Source organism: Streptomyces albireticuli, assembly GCF_002192455.1.
Taxonomy (GTDB): Bacteria; Actinomycetota; Actinomycetes; order Streptomycetales; family Streptomycetaceae; genus Streptomyces; species Streptomyces albireticuli_B.
In genome coordinates, this window is record NZ_CP021744.1 from 5,347,313 (window position 1) to 5,366,175 (window position 18,863).

Annotated in this window: 19 protein-coding genes and 1 pseudogene; 12 read left to right on the forward strand and 8 right to left on the reverse strand. The window is 73.7% G+C overall.

What is annotated here, in order from left to right:
- Positions 1-168: 168 nt before the first annotated feature.
- A complete protein-coding gene (locus SMD11_RS23085; protein ID WP_087928246.1) occupies positions 169-768 on the reverse strand; it encodes a hypothetical protein in 600 nt (199 codons plus the stop codon).
- A gap of 165 nt (positions 769-933) precedes the next feature.
- Here SMD11_RS23085 and SMD11_RS23090 point away from each other — a divergent pair, with 165 nt between their 5' ends.
- From SMD11_RS23090 to SMD11_RS23100, 3 genes and pseudogenes are all read left to right on the forward strand, one after another.
- Positions 934-1,656, forward strand: coding sequence for an ABC transporter ATP-binding protein (locus SMD11_RS23090; RefSeq protein ID WP_087928247.1), 723 nt, complete (start codon positions 934-936; stop codon positions 1,654-1,656).
- On the forward strand, positions 1,653-3,590 hold the full coding sequence (locus SMD11_RS23095; protein ID WP_159395348.1) for a DUF6297 family protein: 1,938 nt from the start codon (positions 1,653-1,655) through the stop codon (positions 3,588-3,590). Before SMD11_RS23090 ends, SMD11_RS23095 begins: the two co-directional genes overlap by 4 nt.
- A 134-nt stretch (positions 3,591-3,724) precedes the next feature.
- Positions 3,725-4,236 (forward strand): annotated as a pseudogene (locus SMD11_RS23100) (isochorismatase family protein).
- A 262-nt stretch (positions 4,237-4,498) separates the two neighbouring features.
- Here the strand turns inward: SMD11_RS23100 and SMD11_RS23105 are convergent.
- The gene (locus SMD11_RS23105) at positions 4,499-4,927 is read right to left on the reverse strand and encodes a MarR family winged helix-turn-helix transcriptional regulator (RefSeq protein ID WP_087928249.1); all 429 of its coding nucleotides are present in this window, start codon (positions 4,925-4,927) and stop codon (positions 4,499-4,501) included.
- Between the two features lie 88 nt (positions 4,928-5,015).
- On the opposite strand from SMD11_RS23105, the gene SMD11_RS23110 reads away from it, so the two are divergent.
- From SMD11_RS23110 to SMD11_RS23120, 3 genes are all read left to right on the forward strand, one after another.
- Complete coding sequence (locus tag SMD11_RS23110; RefSeq protein ID WP_087928250.1) at positions 5,016-6,035, forward strand: NADP-dependent oxidoreductase; 1,020 nt, start codon at positions 5,016-5,018, stop codon at positions 6,033-6,035.
- A 51-nt stretch (positions 6,036-6,086) separates the two neighbouring features.
- Positions 6,087-6,515 carry an organic hydroperoxide resistance protein gene (locus SMD11_RS23115; protein WP_087928251.1) on the forward strand — a complete coding sequence of 143 codons (429 nt, stop codon included), beginning with the start codon at positions 6,087-6,089 and terminating at the stop codon, positions 6,513-6,515.
- Between the two features lie 107 nt (positions 6,516-6,622).
- The gene (locus SMD11_RS23120) at positions 6,623-7,423 is read left to right on the forward strand and encodes an EI24 domain-containing protein (protein ID WP_087928252.1); all 801 of its coding nucleotides are present in this window, start codon (positions 6,623-6,625) and stop codon (positions 7,421-7,423) included.
- 29 nt (positions 7,424-7,452) lie between these two features.
- Here the strand turns inward: SMD11_RS23120 and SMD11_RS23125 are convergent, their stop codons facing one another.
- A complete protein-coding gene (locus SMD11_RS23125; RefSeq protein ID WP_087928253.1) occupies positions 7,453-8,178 on the reverse strand; it encodes a carbon-nitrogen hydrolase family protein in 726 nt (241 codons plus the stop codon).
- A gap of 7 nt (positions 8,179-8,185) precedes the next feature.
- Positions 8,186-9,472, reverse strand: a complete 1,287-nt coding sequence (locus SMD11_RS23130) for a pyroglutamyl peptidase (protein WP_087928254.1) — start codon at positions 9,470-9,472, stop codon at positions 8,186-8,188.
- An 89-nt stretch (positions 9,473-9,561) separates the two neighbouring features.
- Between SMD11_RS23130 and SMD11_RS23135 the strand changes: the two genes are divergently transcribed.
- The 3 genes from SMD11_RS23135 (at position 9,562) to SMD11_RS23145 (ending at position 13,410) form a co-directional block, all read left to right on the forward strand.
- Positions 9,562-10,353 (forward strand): MgtC/SapB family protein, encoded by a 792-nt coding sequence (locus SMD11_RS23135; protein WP_087928255.1) that lies wholly within the window; start codon positions 9,562-9,564, stop codon positions 10,351-10,353.
- A gap of 478 nt (positions 10,354-10,831) precedes the next feature.
- Positions 10,832-11,482, forward strand: a complete 651-nt coding sequence (locus tag SMD11_RS23140; RefSeq protein WP_087930687.1) for a L,D-transpeptidase — start codon at positions 10,832-10,834, stop codon at positions 11,480-11,482.
- Between the two features lie 230 nt (positions 11,483-11,712).
- A complete protein-coding gene (locus SMD11_RS23145; protein WP_234366141.1) occupies positions 11,713-13,410 on the forward strand; it encodes a choice-of-anchor A family protein in 1,698 nt (565 codons plus the stop codon).
- A 55-nt stretch (positions 13,411-13,465) separates the two neighbouring features.
- On the opposite strand, the gene SMD11_RS23150 is transcribed toward SMD11_RS23145, so the two are convergent.
- A complete protein-coding gene (locus tag SMD11_RS23150; protein ID WP_087928256.1) occupies positions 13,466-13,774 on the reverse strand; it encodes a hypothetical protein in 309 nt (102 codons plus the stop codon).
- Positions 13,775-13,779: 5 nt separating this feature from the next.
- Between SMD11_RS23150 and SMD11_RS23155 the strand changes: the two genes are divergently transcribed.
- Together SMD11_RS23155 and SMD11_RS23160 are read left to right on the forward strand one after the other, a co-directional pair.
- Complete coding sequence (locus SMD11_RS23155) at positions 13,780-14,424, forward strand: DUF5753 domain-containing protein (RefSeq protein ID WP_324614766.1); 645 nt, start codon at positions 13,780-13,782, stop codon at positions 14,422-14,424.
- Positions 14,425-14,435: 11 nt separating this feature from the next.
- Entirely contained in the window at positions 14,436-14,627 is a 192-nt protein-coding gene (locus tag SMD11_RS23160; RefSeq protein ID WP_087928258.1) for a hypothetical protein, read from the forward strand.
- 643 nt (positions 14,628-15,270) lie between these two features.
- Here the strand turns inward: SMD11_RS23160 and SMD11_RS23165 are convergent.
- Positions 15,271-16,179, reverse strand: a complete 909-nt coding sequence (locus SMD11_RS23165) for an SGNH/GDSL hydrolase family protein (protein WP_087928259.1) — start codon at positions 16,177-16,179, stop codon at positions 15,271-15,273.
- Between the two features lie 325 nt (positions 16,180-16,504).
- Here SMD11_RS23165 and SMD11_RS23170 point away from each other — a divergent pair, with 325 nt between their 5' ends.
- Positions 16,505-16,999 carry a DUF3145 domain-containing protein gene (locus SMD11_RS23170; protein ID WP_087928260.1) on the forward strand — a complete coding sequence of 165 codons (495 nt, stop codon included), beginning with the start codon at positions 16,505-16,507 and terminating at the stop codon, positions 16,997-16,999.
- A 43-nt stretch (positions 17,000-17,042) separates the two neighbouring features.
- Here SMD11_RS23170 and SMD11_RS23175 read toward each other — a convergent pair whose 3' ends face one another.
- Together SMD11_RS23175 and SMD11_RS23180 are read right to left on the reverse strand one after the other, a co-directional pair.
- Positions 17,043-18,131, reverse strand: a complete 1,089-nt coding sequence (locus SMD11_RS23175; RefSeq protein WP_087928261.1) for a CU044_5270 family protein — start codon at positions 18,129-18,131, stop codon at positions 17,043-17,045.
- Positions 18,128-18,811: an RNA polymerase sigma factor gene (locus SMD11_RS23180; RefSeq protein WP_087928262.1), complete on the reverse strand. Its 684-nt coding sequence runs from the start codon at positions 18,809-18,811 to the stop codon at positions 18,128-18,130. Before SMD11_RS23180 ends, SMD11_RS23175 begins: the two co-directional genes overlap by 4 nt.
- Positions 18,812-18,863 lie beyond the last annotated feature (52 nt).

Here is an 18,863-nt window from a genome sequence, read left to right on the forward strand (position 1 = left end):
ACGCCGGACGGGCTGAAATCAGCCCGTCCGGGGGCACCTCCCAGCGGTAGCTGGGGGAGTTTGAGGACCGGGGTCCGGGGCGGAGCCCCAGTTCCGGGAAGGGGCGGGGTGGGGAAAAAGCCCCGCGCAGCGGCACCCCACCCGCACCCCCGCCGTACCCGACCCCCGCTACACCCCCCGCACCCGCTGCAACAACCCCCACGTGAACTCCGCCACATAATCCCCCCGCCCCCCACCCGCGGACGGTCCCGAGAACCCCAGCCCCCACCGCGTCGGCGCCGTCCCCTCCATCGGCCGGGCCGGTGCGAACGCCCGGGCCACCTCGTCGACCGTGCACGACCACGGGCGCAGGTCCTCGACCGTGCGGAGGGTGGGCGCGGGGGCGTCCGGGGCGCGGATCAGCCATTCGTTCCAGACGGCGCCGCCGGGTGCCGAGAGGACCTCGAAGCGCAGGTCGGGCCAGAGCGGCACGCGCCACGTCGCCGCGTCGAAGGTCAGGTCGCCCACGCGCCGCTCGCCCGTGGTCTCCGGCGGGCCGAGCACCGAGCGGTAGCGCGTACTGGCACCACGGCTCTTCGGCGAGCGCACCATGGCCTGCCAGCGCCGGTTCGCCTCCCGCATCGTCGTGCGGTCGACGCCCAGCTCGCGCAGGGCGTCCTCGACCAGCTCCGGGTGGTGGTCGGCCATCCGCCGCAGCAGGACGAGCTGGAACCACAGGGGTCCGGAGACAGGGGTGGACCCGGACAAGGGGTCGGGCGCTGCGCTCATGCGTGCCATCGTCGCGCATCGGCACGCCCCGGACCCGCCGTCGGGCGGGCCGGGCGAGGGCAGGGGCGAGAACCGGACAGCCCCGCACCCACCTTGCCCCTGAACGTATGTTCGCCCCGGTTCGTTAGGGTCGGGCACGTCAAGATCACCACATACGGAGGCCCGATGGCCGCGCAGGGCGACCCCGCCGCGACCCCGACCACCCCGCCGCTCCTCCGCCTGCGCGGGGTCGGCCGCGTCTACGGGGAGCGGCACGCGCTGCACCCCCTCGACCTCGACCTCGAACCCGGCACCTGCACGGCCCTCTTCGGCCACAACGGCTCCGGCAAGTCCACGCTGCTGCGCATCGCGAGCGGCCGTGACACCCCGACCACCGGCAGCGCCCTCTTCGCCGGCCGCCCGGTCTCCGAGGACGACCCGGAGGTACGGGCCAGGGTGGCCGTCGTCGGCGACACCGTGGCCATGTACCCCGACCTGACCGTGCGCGAGCACCTCGAACTGGTCACCGTCGCCCACGCGGTGGACGACGCGCAGGAGTGGATCGACCACGTCCTCGCCGACCGCCGCCTGTCCGACCACGCCCGCGCGCTGCCCGGTTCGCTCTCCTCCGGCCAGCTCCAGTCGCTGCTGCTGGCCGCCGCGCTCGTACGCCCCCGTGACCTCCTCGTCCTGGACGAGCCCGAACAGCGCCTCGACCCCGATGCCCGGGTCCGCCTCGCCGAACTGCTGACCGGCGAGAAGGAGGACGGTGTGGCGGTCCTGCTCGCCACCCACCAGGCGGACCTCGCCGAGGCGGTCGCGGACCGGATGATCGCGCTGGAGGACGGCCGGGTGGTGGCCGAGGGGCCGCCGGCGGAGGTCCTGGAGCGGCTGGAGCCGCGCGGATGAGGGGGAAGGGGGAGGGGACGGAGGCGGTGGCCGGGGCGGCGGACGGGTCCGTGGTCGGGTCGGAAGCCGGGACTGCCGGCGGGTCCGTGGTCGGGCCGGAAGCCGGGGCGGCGGACGGCTCCGTGGCCGGGGCGCGGGCCGAGCCGGCGGACGGGCCGGCGTCCGGTTCCGGGCGCGCACACCGCGCCGCCCCCGCCGCACCCGGGACCGGCGACGACCCCACCGGCGACGACCCCACCGACCACGACCCCACCGACCACGACCCCGCTCTCCACGACCCCGCTCTCCACGACCCCACCTGGACCGTCGAGGACGACGACCGCACCCCCGAGACCCTCCGCTGGCTGCGCGGCAAGCGCCGCGCCCACCGCCGGCAGAAGGGCCGCGACCTCGCCGTCGTCGTCTACACCCTCCTCCTCGCCGTCGTCGGCTACGGCAGCGGCTACGCCTTCCACTTCCTGCGCCGCGTCGAGCTCGGCGCCGACTACAGCGGGGTCGGTGCGGACCTCCAGCGCGCGCTGCCCGCCCTCTTCACCCTGATCACGGCCGCTCTCGCGGTGCTCGCCGCCCGCGACGCGCTGTGGCGCGGGCCCGTCGTCGTGCCCGCGCCGTCCGTGGGGTGGCTGCTCGCCCAGCCCGTGCGCCGGGAGCGGGTGCTGCGGCCGTGGTTCCGGCTGTCGGCCGGGCTCGCCGTCGTCCCCGGGCTGCTCGTGGCGGCCGGCGGAGCCGTCGCGCTGCGGGTGACGGGCCTGGCACCGCTGGGGTCCGCGCTGCTCGCCCTCCTCCCCGCGGCGCTCTGCCTGCCGCTGCTCGCCGTCGCCGTGGGCACGGCCGTCGAGCGCCGGGCCGCCCTCGCCGCGCGCGTACGCCGCTGCACGCCCCTCGCCGTCCTTGTCCTGATGCTGCTCGCCGCGCAGACCGCCCTCGCCGTGCGCGGGCACCGGTCCGTCCTCCTGGAGCGGGTCGAACTGTGGTCGGGGCCGTGGGGATGGGCGGCCCAGCCGGTGGTCGCCGCGGCCGGGGGTGCCGCGCCCGGCCGGTGGCCCGCCCTCGCCGCGCTCGTCCTGCTCACCGCCGGCGGCCTCGTCCTGGGGCACCGGGACGCGGGCCGGGTGCCGACCGCGCAGCTGCGCAGGCGGGCGGCGACCGCGCAGACCGTGTCGTCCGTGATGTGGACCGTGGAGCTGAGGGCCGCCAGGCTCGCGCTGCTCGACGCGACCGGCTCCGGCCGCGTCCACCGGGTCCGGCTGCCCGCGCCGCGCTCCACGTACCTCGTGGTGGTCTGGCGGGACGCGCTGGCGCTGCTGCGCGCGCCCGGCCGACTCGCGAAGGCCCTGATGTGGACGGTCTGCGCCACGGCCGCGGCCGCCCTCGGCGCGGAACCGGCCGGCGGCCGGCGGGACCTGTGCACGGTCGTCGCCCTGCTCCTCGGCTACGTGGCCGTGGGCGCCCTCGCCGAGCCCGCCCGGCTGGAGACGGACGACGTGCGGCGCGCCGCCTGGTCGCCGTTCCGGCTGCGGACGCTGATGCTCCAGCACGCGGTCGTACCGGCCCTGACGGGCGCCCTGCTGGCCCTGGTGGCCGCCGTGCCGTTCGCGGTGGCGGGCGCGCCCTGGGCGCTCCTGCTGTGGCCCGTGTGCGCGGTGCCGTCCGCCGCGGCGGCGGTCTTCGCGGCGTGCCGGGGCCCGGCCCGTACGAGCCTGATGTTCACGGGCGTGAGCACGCCCGTCGGTGACCCGGGGGTGCTGATCTTCCTCGCCTGGTACGCCGCCGGGCCGCTGGTGACCGTCGGCGGTCTCGCGCTCGCCCTGGGCGCCGTGCCGCACCGGCCCGACGCGGCGGGCACGGGCGGTGTCGCCGCCGTGGCGGCGCTGCTGACGGCGGGTCTGCTGTTCTTCGCGGCGCGTTCGGCGGACCGGCTGGTGCGCCGCTGACGAACTCCCGGGCCGGGCACGGGACATGCCGCCCCCGTGTCCTCACCGCCGCGTCGCGCAAGCTTTACCCGCCGTCAGCCGTCCGGTGATCCACCGGCCCCCCGCGGTCCCGGCCCGGCCGGTACCGTCTGGCCATGACGGAAATCGACCCGCGCCGCACCGCCCTGGTACTGATCGACCTGATGGAGCGCGTCGTCGCGCTGCCCCTCGCGCCGTACGGCGGGGACGAAGTGGTCCGTACCGCCGGTGACTTGGCGCGGTCCTTCCGGAAGGCCGGGGCGCCCGTCGTGGTCGTGCGGGTCGAGCGGCCCGGGGTGGCGGAGCAGCCGCCCGGCAGCGGGCTGCCGGCCGGGGTGTCCGAGCCGGGCGACATCGAGGTCGTCAAGGGGACCGTGGGGGCGTTCCACGGCACGGACCTGGACGCGCGGCTGCGCGAGCGGGGGTGCGGACGCTCGTCCTCGGCGGGGTCTCGACGAACCTGGGCGTGGAGTCGACGGCGCGGGCGGCGGCGGACCACGGGTACGAGCTGGTGTTCGTGGAGGACGCGATGAGCGCGCTGACGGCGGAGGAGCACCGGGCGTCGGTGACGCTGGACATGCCGCGGCTGGGGACGGTGGTGCGGGCGGGGCAGCTGCGGGTGGGGTGACCTGGGGTTTTCTTCCCCTGCCCGCCCCTTCCCGGACCGGGGAGGCCCCCGGCCCCCTTGGTGCGCTCGGCAGTGGCTGGAGGCGCCTTCCGGCCGCCGCCGGGAGGCGTCGTGTGCCGGCGGCCCGGCCGGGCCGGACTCCGCCGAGGCCGGCCGTCCCCGCTGGGCGGCGGTTTCCGCCCGGGCCGGGCGAGCGCCTCCGCTCCCGGCGCTCCAGGCCCCGGGCGGGGGGGGATCCCCCCCCGTTCAGGCGCGGACGCGCCTACGCGCTGCCGCCCAGCATCCGCTTCAGCAGGTCCCGCAGCGCCGTCCGCTCCTCCGTCGAGAGGCCGCCCAGCGGCTCGCGGGCGAAGTCCAGGGACTCGCGGAGGCGGGCGGCCGTGACGCGGCCCTCCGGGGTCGCCGCCGCGAGCTTCACGCGGCGGTCGTCGGGGTCCGGGCGGCGCTCGACCAGGCCACGGGACTCCAGGCGGTCGACGATGCCGGTGACGTTGGACGGCTCGCACTTCAGCTTCTGGGCGATGCGGCGCATCGGCATCGGCTCCAGCGTGAGCAGGGCCAGCACCTTCGCCTGGGCGCCGGTCAGCGAGTGCTTGGCGGCGGCCTCCTCGTACTCCTCGTGGTAGCGCGCCACGACGGTCGCGATGAGTTCGACCACTTCACGGCTCAGGGCGTCGGTTCGAGGGGTCATGACTTCAGGCTACCTCTTTGCTTGACAACATGAAATATCGAGGCGCATGGTTGTTTCAGTTCCTGAAATATCGAGGAGGCAGCGTTCCATGCCCGCAACGCCCACCACCGGCCGTGAATGGCACCTTGTCGCCCGCCCGCACGGCTGGCCGAAGCCCGAGGACTTCGCACTGCGCGAGACGGAGATCCCTGAGCCCGGCGAGGGCCAGATCCTCGTGCGCAACGTCCACCTGTCGGTCGACCCGTACATGCGCGGCCGGATGAACGACGTGAAGTCGTACGTCCCGCCGTACGAGCTCGGCGAGCCGATGCTGGGCGGCGCGGTCGGCGAGGTCGTCGCCTCCCGCTCCGACGCCTTCCAGGTCGGCGACCACGCCCTGCACGGCCTCGGCTGGCGCGAGTACGCCGTGGTCGACGCCAAGGCGGCCGTCAAGGTCGACGAGGCCGTCGCCCCCCTGCCCGCCTACCTCGGCGTGCTGGGCATGCCGGGCCTGACCGCTTACGCCGGCCTGCTGGAGGTCGCCTCCCTGAAGGAGGGCGACGTCGTCTTCGTGTCCGGCGCCGCGGGCGCGGTCGGTGGCCTCGTCGGCCAGATCGCCAAGCTCAAGGGCGCCTCGCGCGTCATCGGCAGCGCCGGCTCCGCCGAGAAGGTGAAGCTCCTGGTGGAGGAGTACGGCTTCGACGCCGCCTTCAACTACAAGGACGGCCCGGTCGCCGAGCAGCTGAAGGAGGCGGCCCCCGACGGCATCGACGTCTACTTCGACAACGTCGGCGGCGAGCACCTCGAAGCCGCCATCAGCTCCCTGAACGTCCACGGCCGCATCGCGGTCTGCGGCATGATCGCGCAGTACAACGCGACCGAGCCCAACCCGGCGCCGCGCAACCTCATCGCCGTCATCGCCAAGCGGCTGCGCATCGAGGGCCTGCTCGTCGCCGACCACCGCCACCTCCAGCAGCAGTTCGTGGAGGAGGTCGGGGCCTGGGTGCGCTCGGGCGAGATCAAGTACCGCGAGACCACCGTCGAGGGCATCGAGAACACACTCGACGCCTTCCTGGGACTGCTGCGCGGCGAGAACACCGGAAAGATGATCGTCTCCCTTCCCGCGTGACGCTCCCGCCACCGCATCCCTCCCCCCCCACCAGCCAAGGAGCCCCCTCCCATGAGCGTCCAGCCCATCGAGGTCCTCTACACCGCCGTCGCCACCGCCGAGAACGGCCGTGACGGCCGCGTCGCCAGCGACGACGGCAAGCTCGACGTCGTCGTCAACCCGCCGAAGGAGCTCGGCGGCAGCGGCGCCGGCACCAACCCCGAGCAGCTCTTCGCCGCCGGTTACAGCGCCTGCTTCCAGGGCGCCCTCGGCGTCGTCGCCCGCCAGGAGAAGGCCGACATCTCCGGCTCGACCGTCACCGCCGAGGTCGGCCTCGGCAAGCTCCCGAACGGCGGCTTCGGCATCAAGGTCGCCCTCTCGGCCAGCATCCCGAACGTCGACCGCGAGACCGCCCTCGCGCTCGTCGAGAAGGCCCACCAGGTCTGCCCGTACTCGAACGCCACCCGCGGCAACATCGAGGTCGCGCTGACCGTCGCCTGACGGCACCCCGAGCGGGCCGCCGCCCCCACGCCGCCCGGCGTGCGGGGCGGCGGCCCGTCCGCGTACCCGGCGACCGGCCCCCGCGGCCGGCGGATACCCTTCCGGCCATGCGAGATCTCATGACGGGCATGACCTACCTGGCGAAAGGCCAGCGGTGGGTGGGGCGCAACCGGCGGCAGTGGGGGTTCGGGCTGCTCCCGGGCCTGGTCACGCTCGTCGGCTACGCGGCCGCTCTCGTCGCCCTCATCTTCTGGGCGGACGACGTCGTCGCCTGGGCCACCCCCTTCGCCGACGACTGGGCCTCGCCCTGGCCCGGGATCTTCCGCGGCGCCCTCACCACGCTGTTCTTCGGCGGCAGCATGCTGCTCGCGCTGATCTCCTTCACCGCCGTGACCCTGCTGGTCGGCCAGCCCTTCTACGAGGAGCTGTCCGAGCGGGTCGACCTGGCCGAGGGCGGCACGGCCCCGGAGTCCGGGCTGCCGCTCTGGCGGGAACTGTGGATCTCCGCCCGCGAGAGCCTCGCGGTCCTCTTCCGCGTCGCCCTCTGGGGCGTCCTGCTCTTCGCCCTCGGCTTCGTGCCGATCGCCGGGCAGACCGTCGTCCCCGCGATCGGCTTCTGCGTCTCCGGCTTCTTCCTCACCGAGGAGCTCACCGCCGTCGCCCTCCAGCGCCGCGGCGTCCCGCTGCGCGAACGGCTCCGGCTGCTGCGCTCCCGCAAGCTCCTCGCGCTGGGCTTCGGCGTGCCGCTGACCCTGCTCTTCCTGGTGCCGCTCGTCGCCGTGTTCGTCATGCCGGGCGCTGTGGCCGGCGCCACGCTGCTCGTCCGGGACCTGACGGGCGAGACGCCGGCGGCCGAGGGCGCGCCGGAGGACTCGGGGGAAGGCGCGGACGCACCCCGCCTCGGCTGAGCGCCGGGGCGGGCACCCCGGAGACGGACTCAGCCGAGCGGCAGCTCCGCCAGCACCAGCTCCTCGCCCTCCCACGCCGCCGCGACCGGGCGGCCGTCCGGACCCCACACCCCGCTGCGCCCGCAGCTCTCGTACGGGCCCGCCTGCCCCGCGTGGTTGGCCAGCAGGACGTACATCCCGTGGTCCTTCGCCAGCGCCGGGAAGACCGTCCGCACCTCCTCCTCGCCGTTGCCCCGCCCGTACAGCGAACTGGCCAGCTGTACGTGGCAGCCGTCGGCGGCGGCGCGCGCCGTGAGCTCCGGGAAGTGCGCGTCGAAGCAGACGAGGAGCCCGAAGGCGACACCGCCCAGGGTGAACCGGCCGGCCCCGGACCCCGGCACGAAGCCGGCCGCCCGCTCCTGGTCCGTCACGCACGCCTTGTCGTAGCGGGTGAGCGGGGCGCCGTCCGGCCCGTACACGAACGAGCTGATCGTCGGCCCGGCGGCCGACCGGCCCGCGCAGTTGACCACGGCCGCGACCCCCGTCGCCCGGCACGCCTCCCGCACCGGGGCGAGCCGGGGGTCCTCCGGCTCCATCGTCATCCGGTCCTGCCCGGCGACGATCGCGTCGAGCTCGTACCCCGTGGCGGCGAGCTCCGCGAAGACGACGAGCGAGGCGCCGCGCGCGCCCGCCTCCGTGACGTAGGAGGCCATCCGGGCCGCGTTGGCCCCGATGTCGTACGGCCGGGCGGAGAACTGCGCTGCTGCGATGATCATGCACCCATCATGGCGTCCCGGAGGACGCCACGGCCGTCGCTGTGATCGACCGCACCTGGGCGACGATCGCGAGCCGGTTCGCCACGAACGCGGGGTCGCTGATCCGGCCCGTCGACGGGTCGGTGTCGCCCTCGCCGAAGTTCAGTACGGGCGTGTGCAGATGGCCGCCCGGGACGCGCAGGCGCGTGGCGTCCCGCAGCAGGGTCGCGCGGTACGCGATCTCGTTGGAGAGGTAGTCGCCCCCGCCGCCCTCCCGGGCGGCCGAGCCCGGCGTCGGCCCGTCCGGCCGTTCCACGGGCTCCGTCGCGCCCGCCGGGACCTCGGTGACGGCCGTGTTGTCGTATACGGGGTACGGGCCGGTCCGCGCGGCCGTGATCGCCGCGTACGGGAGGGTGGTCGTCGTCCACTGCGGCTGCGGCCGGACGGTCGGGACGCCGGGCGGCACCGGCACGACGCCCGTGCGGGACAGGTCCGCGTTGTCCGGATAGCCGCCGCGCCAGGCGCCGTTGGTGCGCTCGACGTCGAAGCGGCCCGGCCGGCCCTGGCTGATCGTGGTGAACAGGTCGACGCGGCGCGGGCCGGGCCGGAAGTGCGGCAGGAGCGTCCGCTCCACGGTGCCGGCCGCGAAGTCGTCCCAGCGCACCGGGAACACGACGGCCTCGATCCGGGCCGGGCCCGAGGGCGTGTCGACCGTCGTGCCGTCCAGTGCGAGGGCGGCCGCGCCCGAGGGGTTGGAGCGGCGGGCGTCCGAGTCGAGCTGGAAGGGGTCGAAGCCGGTGAGCAGGACGCGCTTCACGGCGCCGCCCGCGGGCAGGTCGACGGAGTCCTGGCCGCGCGAGGCCCGCTCCACCCTCTCGATCAGGCCGGCGCGCTGCCCCGCGGACACCGGGAAGGACGGCTTCCACTCCCGGAGGGCGCGGGTCATGCCCAGCCGCGCCCAGTACAGCGGCCGGTCGTCGTCCCGGCTCAGCTCCCCGGCCCCCGCGCCCCGCGGCCCCCGGCCCTGCGCCCGGTCCACGGCCCGCCGCCACAGCCGCCGCCCGTCGTCGGCCGCCAGCCGCTCCGCCTCGGACAGGCCGTGCGCCCGGCCCAGGGCGCGGGAGAAGCCGGGCGCGACATCGTCGAAGCCGCTGCTCCGGAGGATCTCCTGGGGCACCGGGCCGGGCAGGCGCCGCTCCTCGACGGTGGGTGGAAGCGGTGCGGACGGTGACGGGGAGGCGGGGGCGGCATGTACGGGCGTGGCCGCCAGGACGGCGACACCGAGGGCCATTGCGCCAAGTCTCAAGGGCTTCATGAGGCGGAAGGTAGCCAATGGTGCTGCTCGGGCGATAGTGGGTGGCCAACTACCCTTGCGGACAGGTGATTTCAGGCCACAATGAGGCAATGGACATAGCGCAGCTCTTCGCGGCCCCGCTCTTCGAATCCACCAGAGGCCAAGGGGCGCGGCAGTTCGCGGAGTTGGGCATCGCGCTGCTGCTGTCCTCGCTCATCGGCCTGGAGCGCGAGTTGCAGCAGAAGAGCGCGGGGCTCCGTACGCACGCCCTGGTCGGGGTGGGCAGCGCGCTGTTCATGGAGGTCTCGATCCACGGCTTCGGCGCGGTGTCGGGGCTGGTCGGCGTGGACGTCCGGCAGGACCCCTCGCGGGTGGCCGCGCAGATCGTCTCGGGCATCGGCTTCATCGGCGGCGGCCTCATCTTCGTCCGCCGCGACGCGGTCCGCGGCCTGACGACGGCCGCCACGATATGGCTGACCTGCGCCCTCGGCATGGCCTGCGGCGGCGGCCTGCCCCTGCTCGGCGTGGCGGCGACGCTGGTGCACTTCCTGGTCGTCCGGGGCTTCCCCGTCGTCACCCGCCGCATGGCGATGGTCCCCGGCGACCGCGTCGAGCTGCACCTCTCCTACCGCACCCGGCGAGGCCTGCTGGGCCGGGTCCTCGAGCTGTGCACGAAGCGGGGGTTCCGGGTGACGGACGTCCATGTGGACGCGGAGGCCGGTGAGAAGGGCACGGAGAAGGCGGACAAGGCGGATGGGCGGGAGCGGGGCAAGGCGAAGGAGGCGGGGGTCGTCCTCAGTCTGGAGGGGAAGGGGTCGGCGTATCCGCTGGTGGAGGAGTTGACGGACTGGGAGGGGATTCTGGGGGTGGGGTTGCGGTCGGTGCGCGACAGTACGGAGTGAAGGGGGCGGGGGTGGGTGCGGGTGCGGTTGGGGTGCGGGGGGTGCGCCTGCGGCGGGCCTTTCCCCGCCCCGCCCCTTCCCGGAACCGGGGCTCCGCCCCGGACCCCGGTCCTCAAGCGCCGGACGGGCTGAAAATCAGCCCGTCCGGCGCTTGAGGACACCGCGCGTCAGCGCGGAAAAGGGGGTCTGGGGGCGAAGCCCCCAGTTACGGGAAGGGGCGGGGCTGGGGAAGAAGCCCCGCGCAGCGCCCCCCCCGCCCGACTCCGGATGGCCGGACCCCGGAGGCGCGCGCAGCCCGACGGTGCGAGGCTGACCCCGCGAGGACCTCCGAAAGGACCCCCTCATGAGGCTGCGAGGAAGACGCAGGCCGGCGGCCCGCCGCCGGCGCTCCGCCACGGACACGGGCATACGCGGCGCGGGCCCACCCACCGCGGGCATACGCCCCGCCCCCGCCCTCCTCCTGCTGATATCCGCCTGCATGCTGCTGACCGCGGCGGCCACCGTGGCCGGGACGGCCGGGACCGCGCGCGCCGCCGCGTGCTCGGCGGGCACGGGCCCGTACCAGTGGCAGCTGGAGGCGCACCTGGGCAGGCCCCAGGACGGGTGGCAGTCCGCCGCCGACTGCGCGGCGATCGCCGCGTTCCAGCGCAAGGAGGGCATCAAGCTGGCCGACGGGTACGCGGGCCTGGTCACGTACCGGACGATGCTGGTGGCGCAGGCGCGGAAGAACCCCAACGCGGCGGGCGGATGCCCGGCCACCACACCCGCGCGCAAGGTGGCGTGCGTGGACCTCGGCCGGCAGCTGATGTGGGTGCAGAACGGCGGGAAGATCCTCTTCGGGCCCGCGGCGGTACGGACGGGACGGCTGGGGCAGGAGACCCGTGCCGGGTGGCACAAGGTCTACTGGAAGCACAAGGACCACTTCTCGACGCTGTACGCCAACGCGCCCATGCCGTACGCCCAGTTCTTCTCGGGCGGGCAGGCGTTCCACGGCCACCCCGGGGACCTCTTCGACGGCGGGGGCTCGGCCGGCTGCGTCAACCTCGCGGTGAAGGACGCGGAGCGGCTCTGGGGGGTGCTCGCGGTGGGCGACAGCGTCTACGTGTGGGGACGCAAGCCGGGGACGTGAGGTGCCCGGCTCACGGCGTCGTGAGGGGTGCCCGGCTCACGGCGCGTCGGGGCCGTTCGAGGCAACACCCCGGCGTGCCGTCATACCAAAATAGCGACATATCGTCATGATTCGCAGGGTGACATTGTCGACCAAGCGAGGGCGGTATGAACAAGGGTCCGAATCCACCTCCTGACGTTCACCGGTCCTGGTGGCGCCCCGGGCCACCACTGCGCACGGTGGCCTGCGTCATGGCGCTCGCCGTCATGGGAGCCGTCGCCGTGCCCGCCGCGGCGGCGCCCCTCCCCGGCGGCCTGGGACCCTGCCTGCCCGGCGACTGCCCCGCCGTCTACCCGCCGGTGGGCAACGGCCCGATCGCCGGACGCGACGACAACATCAACGTGTTCGTCGGCAACGACTTCAGGGTGCGCGGCAGCGCGGCGGAGGCCGAGGGCAAGGTCGTCGCCCTCGGCGACTTCGACATGGAGAAGGCGCCCGGCGTCAGCAGCCTGTACAACGTGGGCGTGGCCGGCGTCGGCTCCCGGGTGCCGCCCTCGCCGGGCACGGACTGGCTGACCACGGGCGGCGCGGTCCGGATCGCCTCCGGCCAGCGCCTGGACGCCGAGGCCGGCGTCGTCCGGCACGCGGGCCCGGCCACCGGCACGATCATCGGCCGCAACGTCCTCGACGCGAACGCCGCCCGGCCCTACGAGCGGCTGCGCGACGAACTGGCCGTGGCCAGCCGCTGCTACGCCCACGGCGCCGACGGACAGGGCCGCGCGGCCACCGGGACCGCCCGGAACACGGTGGCGGAGACCCTGTTCACCGGCGACGGCACCTCGCGGCTCCAGGTCTTCAACGTCGACTTCGACCTCGTCGGGCGCGACGGCGGGCAGCAGGGCGTCCGCTTCGTCAACATCCCGCCCGAGGCGACGGTCCTGGTCAACCTGACCGGCGGCGCCCGCGTCATCAACACCTTCAGCGGCACCATCGCCGACGACACCCCGCTGAACAGGCTGCGGGAGCGGCTGCTGTGGAACTTCCCCGACGCGACCACGGTGGAGCTGAAGGGCACCGGTCAGTTCCAGGGCAGCGTCCTCGCCGGCAACCGGGCGGGCGAGACGACCGTCACCCTGCCCGGCATCAACGGCCGGTTCCTCACCACCGGATCCCTGACCCACACGTCCGCCGCGACGGGCGGGGGCGGGCAGGAGATCCACGCCTACCCGTTCAAGGGCGACCTGCCCGACTGCGCGCCGCCGCGCGGAAACGTCACGGTGGTCAAGAAGGACGCCCCGAGCGGCAACCTCCTGGCGGGTGCCCGCTTCCAGCTGTGGCGCGAGACCAACGACGCCGCCGGACTCCAGACCGCCGGGGACGGCCGTGACACACCGGTGGGCGCCGTGTGCACCACCGACGCGAGGGGCGAATGCCGCAGTGCGGTCGAGCCCGGGACGTACTACTGGCAGGAGACCCGGCCCCCGGCCGGCTACCCGGCCCCGACGACCACGGTCTTCGGCCCGCTGACCCTGACCACGGCCAACGCCGCGCAGGGCGTCTCCGCGACGGTCACGAACACCAAGGCCGCGGATCCGACCGGGACGATCCACCTGGTCAAGCAGAACGCCAAGACCAAGCGCCCGCTCCAGGGCGCCGTCTTCGAACTCTGGCGAGAGACCAACGGCCGCACCGGCCTCCAGGCCACCGGCACCCAGCCCGACCGCCGCGTCGGCGCCGGCTGCGCCACGGACCGCCAGGGCCGCTGCACCTTCCCGAACCAGCCCCTCGGCACGTACTACCTCCGTGAGACGGCGGTCCCCGAGGGCTACGTGATGCCGAAGACCCCGGTGTCGGGGCCGTACGCCCTGACGGCGGCGAACGCGGCGGCGGGCGTGAAGGTGACCCTGAAGAACACACCGGGAGAACCGGGGAAGGGACCCAAGAAGTAGGCAGGGCACACAGCGGGCGGGGTCCGGTCACCGGGCCCCGCCCGCCTTCGCGCTCTCAGCAGTGGCGCTTGCCGTAGGTCTTGGCTCCGGTTTCGGGGAGGTCGGCCCAGACTTTGGTGCCTTCGGTGGTGGGGGTGGGGTCGGTGATGCCCCAGGTTCCGCCGCATTCGCGCACGACGCAGGCGAGGAGGAGCAGGAGGCGCTTCCTGCTGCTGGTGCAGTGGGCGGCGTGGACGGGGTCGCTGTGGCTGCTGTGGGGGTCCCAGTTGACGAGGCGGAGGATGCCTTCGCGCCAGCGGAGGGAGTAGTAGAGGTCCTGTCCGGGGGCGAACAGGGCGCCGCAGGTGACGAGTTCGGTGATCACCTGGAGTGCGGGGTCGACGAATACGGCCAGGTCGTGGCCGTACAGCGCGGACCGGCTGGTGGGAGGGATTCCGCGGTGTTCTGCCCGCAGGCCTTCTGGACATCGCCGAGTTGGAATGGCATGCCGATCGGGTACTCACCATGCAGGTCGTGCACCTGCCAGGGCTCCTCCACACGGAGGACTATGCCAGAGCGATCTTCGGGGCGGTGCTTCCCGCGATGCCCCGGCTGGAGGTGGAGCTCCGTGTCGCACATCGGATGCAGCGGCAGCAAGTCTTCGAGCGAAGCAAGCCGCTTCCCTACGTGGGCTTCATCCACGAGGCCGCGTTGCGCATGCAGTTCGGCGGGCGGAAGGTCACCCGTGATCAGCTGAATTACCTTCTTGCCGTATCGGATCGACCTGATCTCGTGCTCCGCGTTCTCCCTGTGGAGAGAGGGGCGTTTCCGGGATCCGGCTCAGCGGTGCTCTATGCGGAGGGGGCGGTCCCCCAGCTCGACACCGTCCAGCTCGACTCGACCGACGGTCCGGGATTCGTACATGCGGAGTCCCTGCTGTCCAAGTATCGCGAGCACCTGGACTGGATGGACGCGGAGTCGCTGAGCCCCGAGCAGTCGCGCGACTTCATCCGCCGTGTCTCACATGACCTTTGAGGAAGGCCCGAATGAATCACATCACCTGGGAAGACGCCTTCTGCGGAGAGGGCAACAACTGCTTTCGTATAGGCGTCGACAACGCTGGATATGCCTACATCACGGTCAGTGGTGCCGAGGGTCATTACGTGCGGGACACCCATGATGCGCTCCGCGCCCTGATTCACGAGATAAAGGCCGGAAAGGCCGATCACTTGCTCTGAGCCGTTGCCGTTGCTGGGGTGGTCGGGAGGTATTCCCCAGCCCCGCCCCTTCCCGAAACCGGGGCTCCGTCCCGGACCCCGGCCGGGCCGGTGCCTGGGGTCGCCGCAGTGGCCGCGTGGCCCGGGGGCCCCGGGGGTTTCCCCCCGGTTTCGGGTAGGGGCGGGGCTGGGGAACAACCTCCCAACTCCCACCCGCGGGCTCCGTCCCGGACCCCGGCCGGGCCGGCGCCTGGGGCCGCCGCAGCGGCCCCGCGCCCGGGGGTCCGGGGGCTCGCCCCCGGTTCCGGGAAGGGGTGGGTACGGGAAAACCCCCCGGCCCCCGCCCCCGCACAACGTTGACCCACGTGAGGGTGAACTTGCTTATGAGGAAGGTACGTTCATCGGATACCGTGCTCACACGAAGGCGCGGGCGGTCCCGGCTTACGCCTTTGGCCATGGCTTGGGCTGTATCGACCGGTCACCGAGGGCCGGGCATCCGGAGCGAGGGTACGGATGTCCGGTCCGCGATCCGCGTCCGCGAACACCGGGGCGCGGTGCGGCCGGAGGGCGGTCCGGGTCATGGCCTCGGACCCCCGCGTCTTCGCCGCACGGCCCGCCGAGACCGGGGCGGGGTTCCCTGACGGGCCCCGCCCCTCCTCGGCCGTCACGCCGTCGGCCGCACCGCCGTGATCTCGCGGTACGCCATGTCGGCGAGGCGGCCCTGGCCGTTCTTGCTCGGGTGGAACCAGTCCCACTTGCTGAGCTGGTCGCCGTCGAAGTCGTAGCTGTGGACCGAGTCGTCGTAGCGGCACAGCTTGTCCCGCCGGCACACGTCCTTCAGGACGGCGTTGTACTCGCCGACCCGCTTGTCCACCTGTGCGCGGCGCTCCTCCGCGGCGGGGTCCTGGGAGTCCGGGTCGCGGAGCATCGTCGGGCAGATGCCCAGCTTCCAGACCGCCTTCGCGATGCTGTTGTTCCGCCCGGACGTCCAGAGGCGCTTCAGGTCCGGCACGCCGGCGACGTACAGCTGGGACTTGGGCAGCGCCTTGCGCAGCTCCGTGACCGAGGTCTCGAAGTCGGCGCGGAAGTCGTCGACGGGGGTCATGTAGGAGACCTGGTTGCGGCACGCGTCGTTGGCGCCGACGAGTACGGTCACCAGCTGCGGCTTCCGCTGGACGGCCGTCCGCATCTGGTCCGGGAGGTCGGCCATGCGGGCGCCGGTCTTCGCGAAGTTCCAGCTGCTGGTGGCGGGGGAGGGAAGCAGCCGGCGGGCGAGGCTGTCGACCTTGGTGCCGGTGGCCCAGGAGGCCTCGGGGCAGTCCTTGAGGACCGAGCAGGCGTCGAAGCCGCGCGTGATGGAGTCGCCGAGGGAGGCGATCGACTGCGGTCTCGGGTTCCAGCCGGAGGTGGGGGAGGGGCTCGGCCGCACGGCCGCGGCGCCCTGGCCGGCGCCGCTCTTGGCATCGCCACCGTCGTCACAGGACGTGACGAGAAGGGCCGCCGAAACCGCCGCGACCACCGCGACGGTGCCCCGCAGGGCCCCGCGCACCTTGCGTATCGCGTTGCCGCGCATCGCGTTCCCCCATCCGGCCGGGTGATATCTGTTCGGGTCCGACGGTACGTCACCGGAGGGGTGCCGCCGCACGGTAGCTTTTCCCCGGGGCGGATGCGCCGAGCCCCGATACCCTTCGCCCTCCGGCATCGCGGAAGAAAAGACAACACGTCACATCCTGTCCCTTTTCGGGAGAATTGCTTCCGATGGTGTTTACTGTTGGTAACCTCGTGAGCTGGTGCGGGAGTGGCCATTGGGGCAGAATGTCTGCTGCTGTCCCAGGCGGGACCGGTACGGGTGCGAGGCCGCTGGGGAAGGCGAACCTCGAACCGCACTGGAGGTCCCGGTGACGACACGTGGAGTTCTCTACGTGCACTCCGCGCCGCGCGCGCTGTGCCCGCACGTCGAATGGGCCGTCGCGGGCGTGCTCGGCGTGCGCGTCACACTCGACTGGATCCGACAACCCGCCGCGCCCGGCACCTGGCGTGCCGAATTCTCCTGGCAGGGTCAGGTCGGCACCGCGTCCAAACTCGCCTCCGCGCTGCGCGGCTGGCATCTCCTGCGCTTCGAGGTGACCGCCGAGCCCTGTCCCACGGCGGAGGGCGAGCGCTACAGCTCCACGCCCGAGCTCGGCATCTTCCACGCGGTCACCGGCATGCACGGCGACATCCTCATTCCCGAGGACCGGCTGCGCGCGGCGCTCGCCCGCGCCGGCCGGGGCGAGACCAAGCTGGAGGCCGAGGTGGCGAAGCTGCTCGGCAAGCCCTGGGACGACGAGCTGGAGCCGTTCCGGTACGCGGGCGAGGGCGCGCCCGTGCGGTGGCTGCACCAGGTGGTGTGAGAGAGGGGTGTCGCGGCCGGGGCCGCGACACCCCTCTCGGCCCTCAGAGCTTTTCGCCTCCCGGCAGCTCCTTCTCGGCGTCCACCACGGCCCGGGTGACCACCGAGGTCTGACCGACCACGGTGCCGGGCTTCATTCCGTCGGTCTCCTTCAGCAGCACCTCGCGCTGGCCGAGGTACGCGTAGGTGGACTTGTCGAAGATCCACTCGAAGCGGCTGTCGCCCCGGACGAAGGCGACGGCGATGCCCGGCCGGCCCTTCGCGTCCGTGGTGTTCTCGACGAGCGTGACGCCCGGGATCCTCGCCGCCGCCTTGTAGAGGGCGGCGCTCGTCTCCGGCGGCGCGAGCTGCTCGTGCAGCATCGAGCCGCTCTCCTTGAACGCGTCCCAGTCGGCTTCCGGGTCGCCCATTTTTCCGCCTTCGGGGTAGAGCTTCGCAAGGAGCGCGTCGGGGTCGGTGGGCAGCGCCTTCATGGCGTCGTAGGAGTGACGGTGGGAGCTGTCGCGGTGCGGCCCGTCGTCCAGGTCCTGCCCCTTCTTCTCCCCGAAGCTGTCACCCGGCTCGTACAGCCAGCCCTTGGTGCCGTCCGGCGACATCCAGATCTGGCGCTTGTGCAGGGGGTCGACCCAGCTCTCCTCCTTGCCACCGGCCTTCAGGCTCCGCCTGAACGACACCTGGCTCTCGATGTAGACGTACTGGTCCTTCCGGGGCTCCAGCACCGGCTGCCGCGCGGCCGCGAGCGAGATGTGGTCGACGGCGGCCGCGAGGTTCTTGGTGCTGCCGGGCTCCAGCGTGACGGTGGGCGGCTCGGGGTGCGGCCCTGTGAGCGCCTGTACGCCGTCGTCCTTGGAACCTCCCAGGTCCCACGGTCCGACGGCGAGGGCGCCGACGGCCAGGGTCGCGGCCACCGGCAGGGCGATCCAGGCCGCGCGCCGCAGCCGCCGCGGGGGGCGGGGCGCCCCGGCGGTGCCGGAGGCGGCTTCGGCGCGGCTGGTCAGGATCTCGTCCATCAGGTGCTCCTTGAGCTGGGCGTGCCGGCCGGGGGAGAGGGCGGGGTCGGCGGGGGCCGGCAGCAGCAGGTCGAACTCGGTGTGGCCGATCGGCTCGTGCCGTCGCCCGGGGGTGCGCTTCATCGGTTCCGGTCCTCCTTCTGCGGCGACCGCGGCATCTGCGGCAGCTGTGACGTCCGGGGTGTCTGCGGGCTCTGGGGTGTCTGCGGGGTCTGCGCGGGGCGTGCGGGCCCAGGCGGCGGCCCCCGCCGCGCCGCTCCGTCGGCGTTCTCGCGGAGCTCGCGCTCGGCCAGCTTGCGCAGCCGGTCACGCGCCCTGGACAGCCGGGACCGTACGGTGCCGACGGGTACGCCCAGGGCCTCGGCGGCCTCGGGGTAGCTCAGGCCGGACCAGACGCACAGGGTCACCACCTCGCGCTCGGAGCGGCGCAGCTTGCCCAGCGCCGCCTTGGCGGCGGCCAGCTGCTCGGCGTCGGCCATCCGGCTCACGAGCTCGGTGGCGAAGTCCGGCAGGGTGTCCCGTACCGGCACGCGGGCCAGCGCCCGCTCGTGGCGGCGGGCGGCCCGGGCGGTGTTGCGGAGCACGTTCACGGCGATGCCCATCAGCCACGGGCGCGGGCTGTCCCCTTCGTCGCGCAGCCTCTCCCGTAGCCGCCAGGCCTCCAGGAAGGTCAGCGAGACGACGTCCTCGGCCAGCGACCGGTCGCCCGTGACCCGGGCGGCGTGCCGGTAGACCAGGCCGGCATGGGCGTCGAAGAGCTCCCGGAACGCTCCGGGCTCCCCGCGGCGTATGCGGTCGTGCATCGAATGTTTCACACCAGGACTTGTCCGCTCACGATCAGGGGTTCCGGTGATC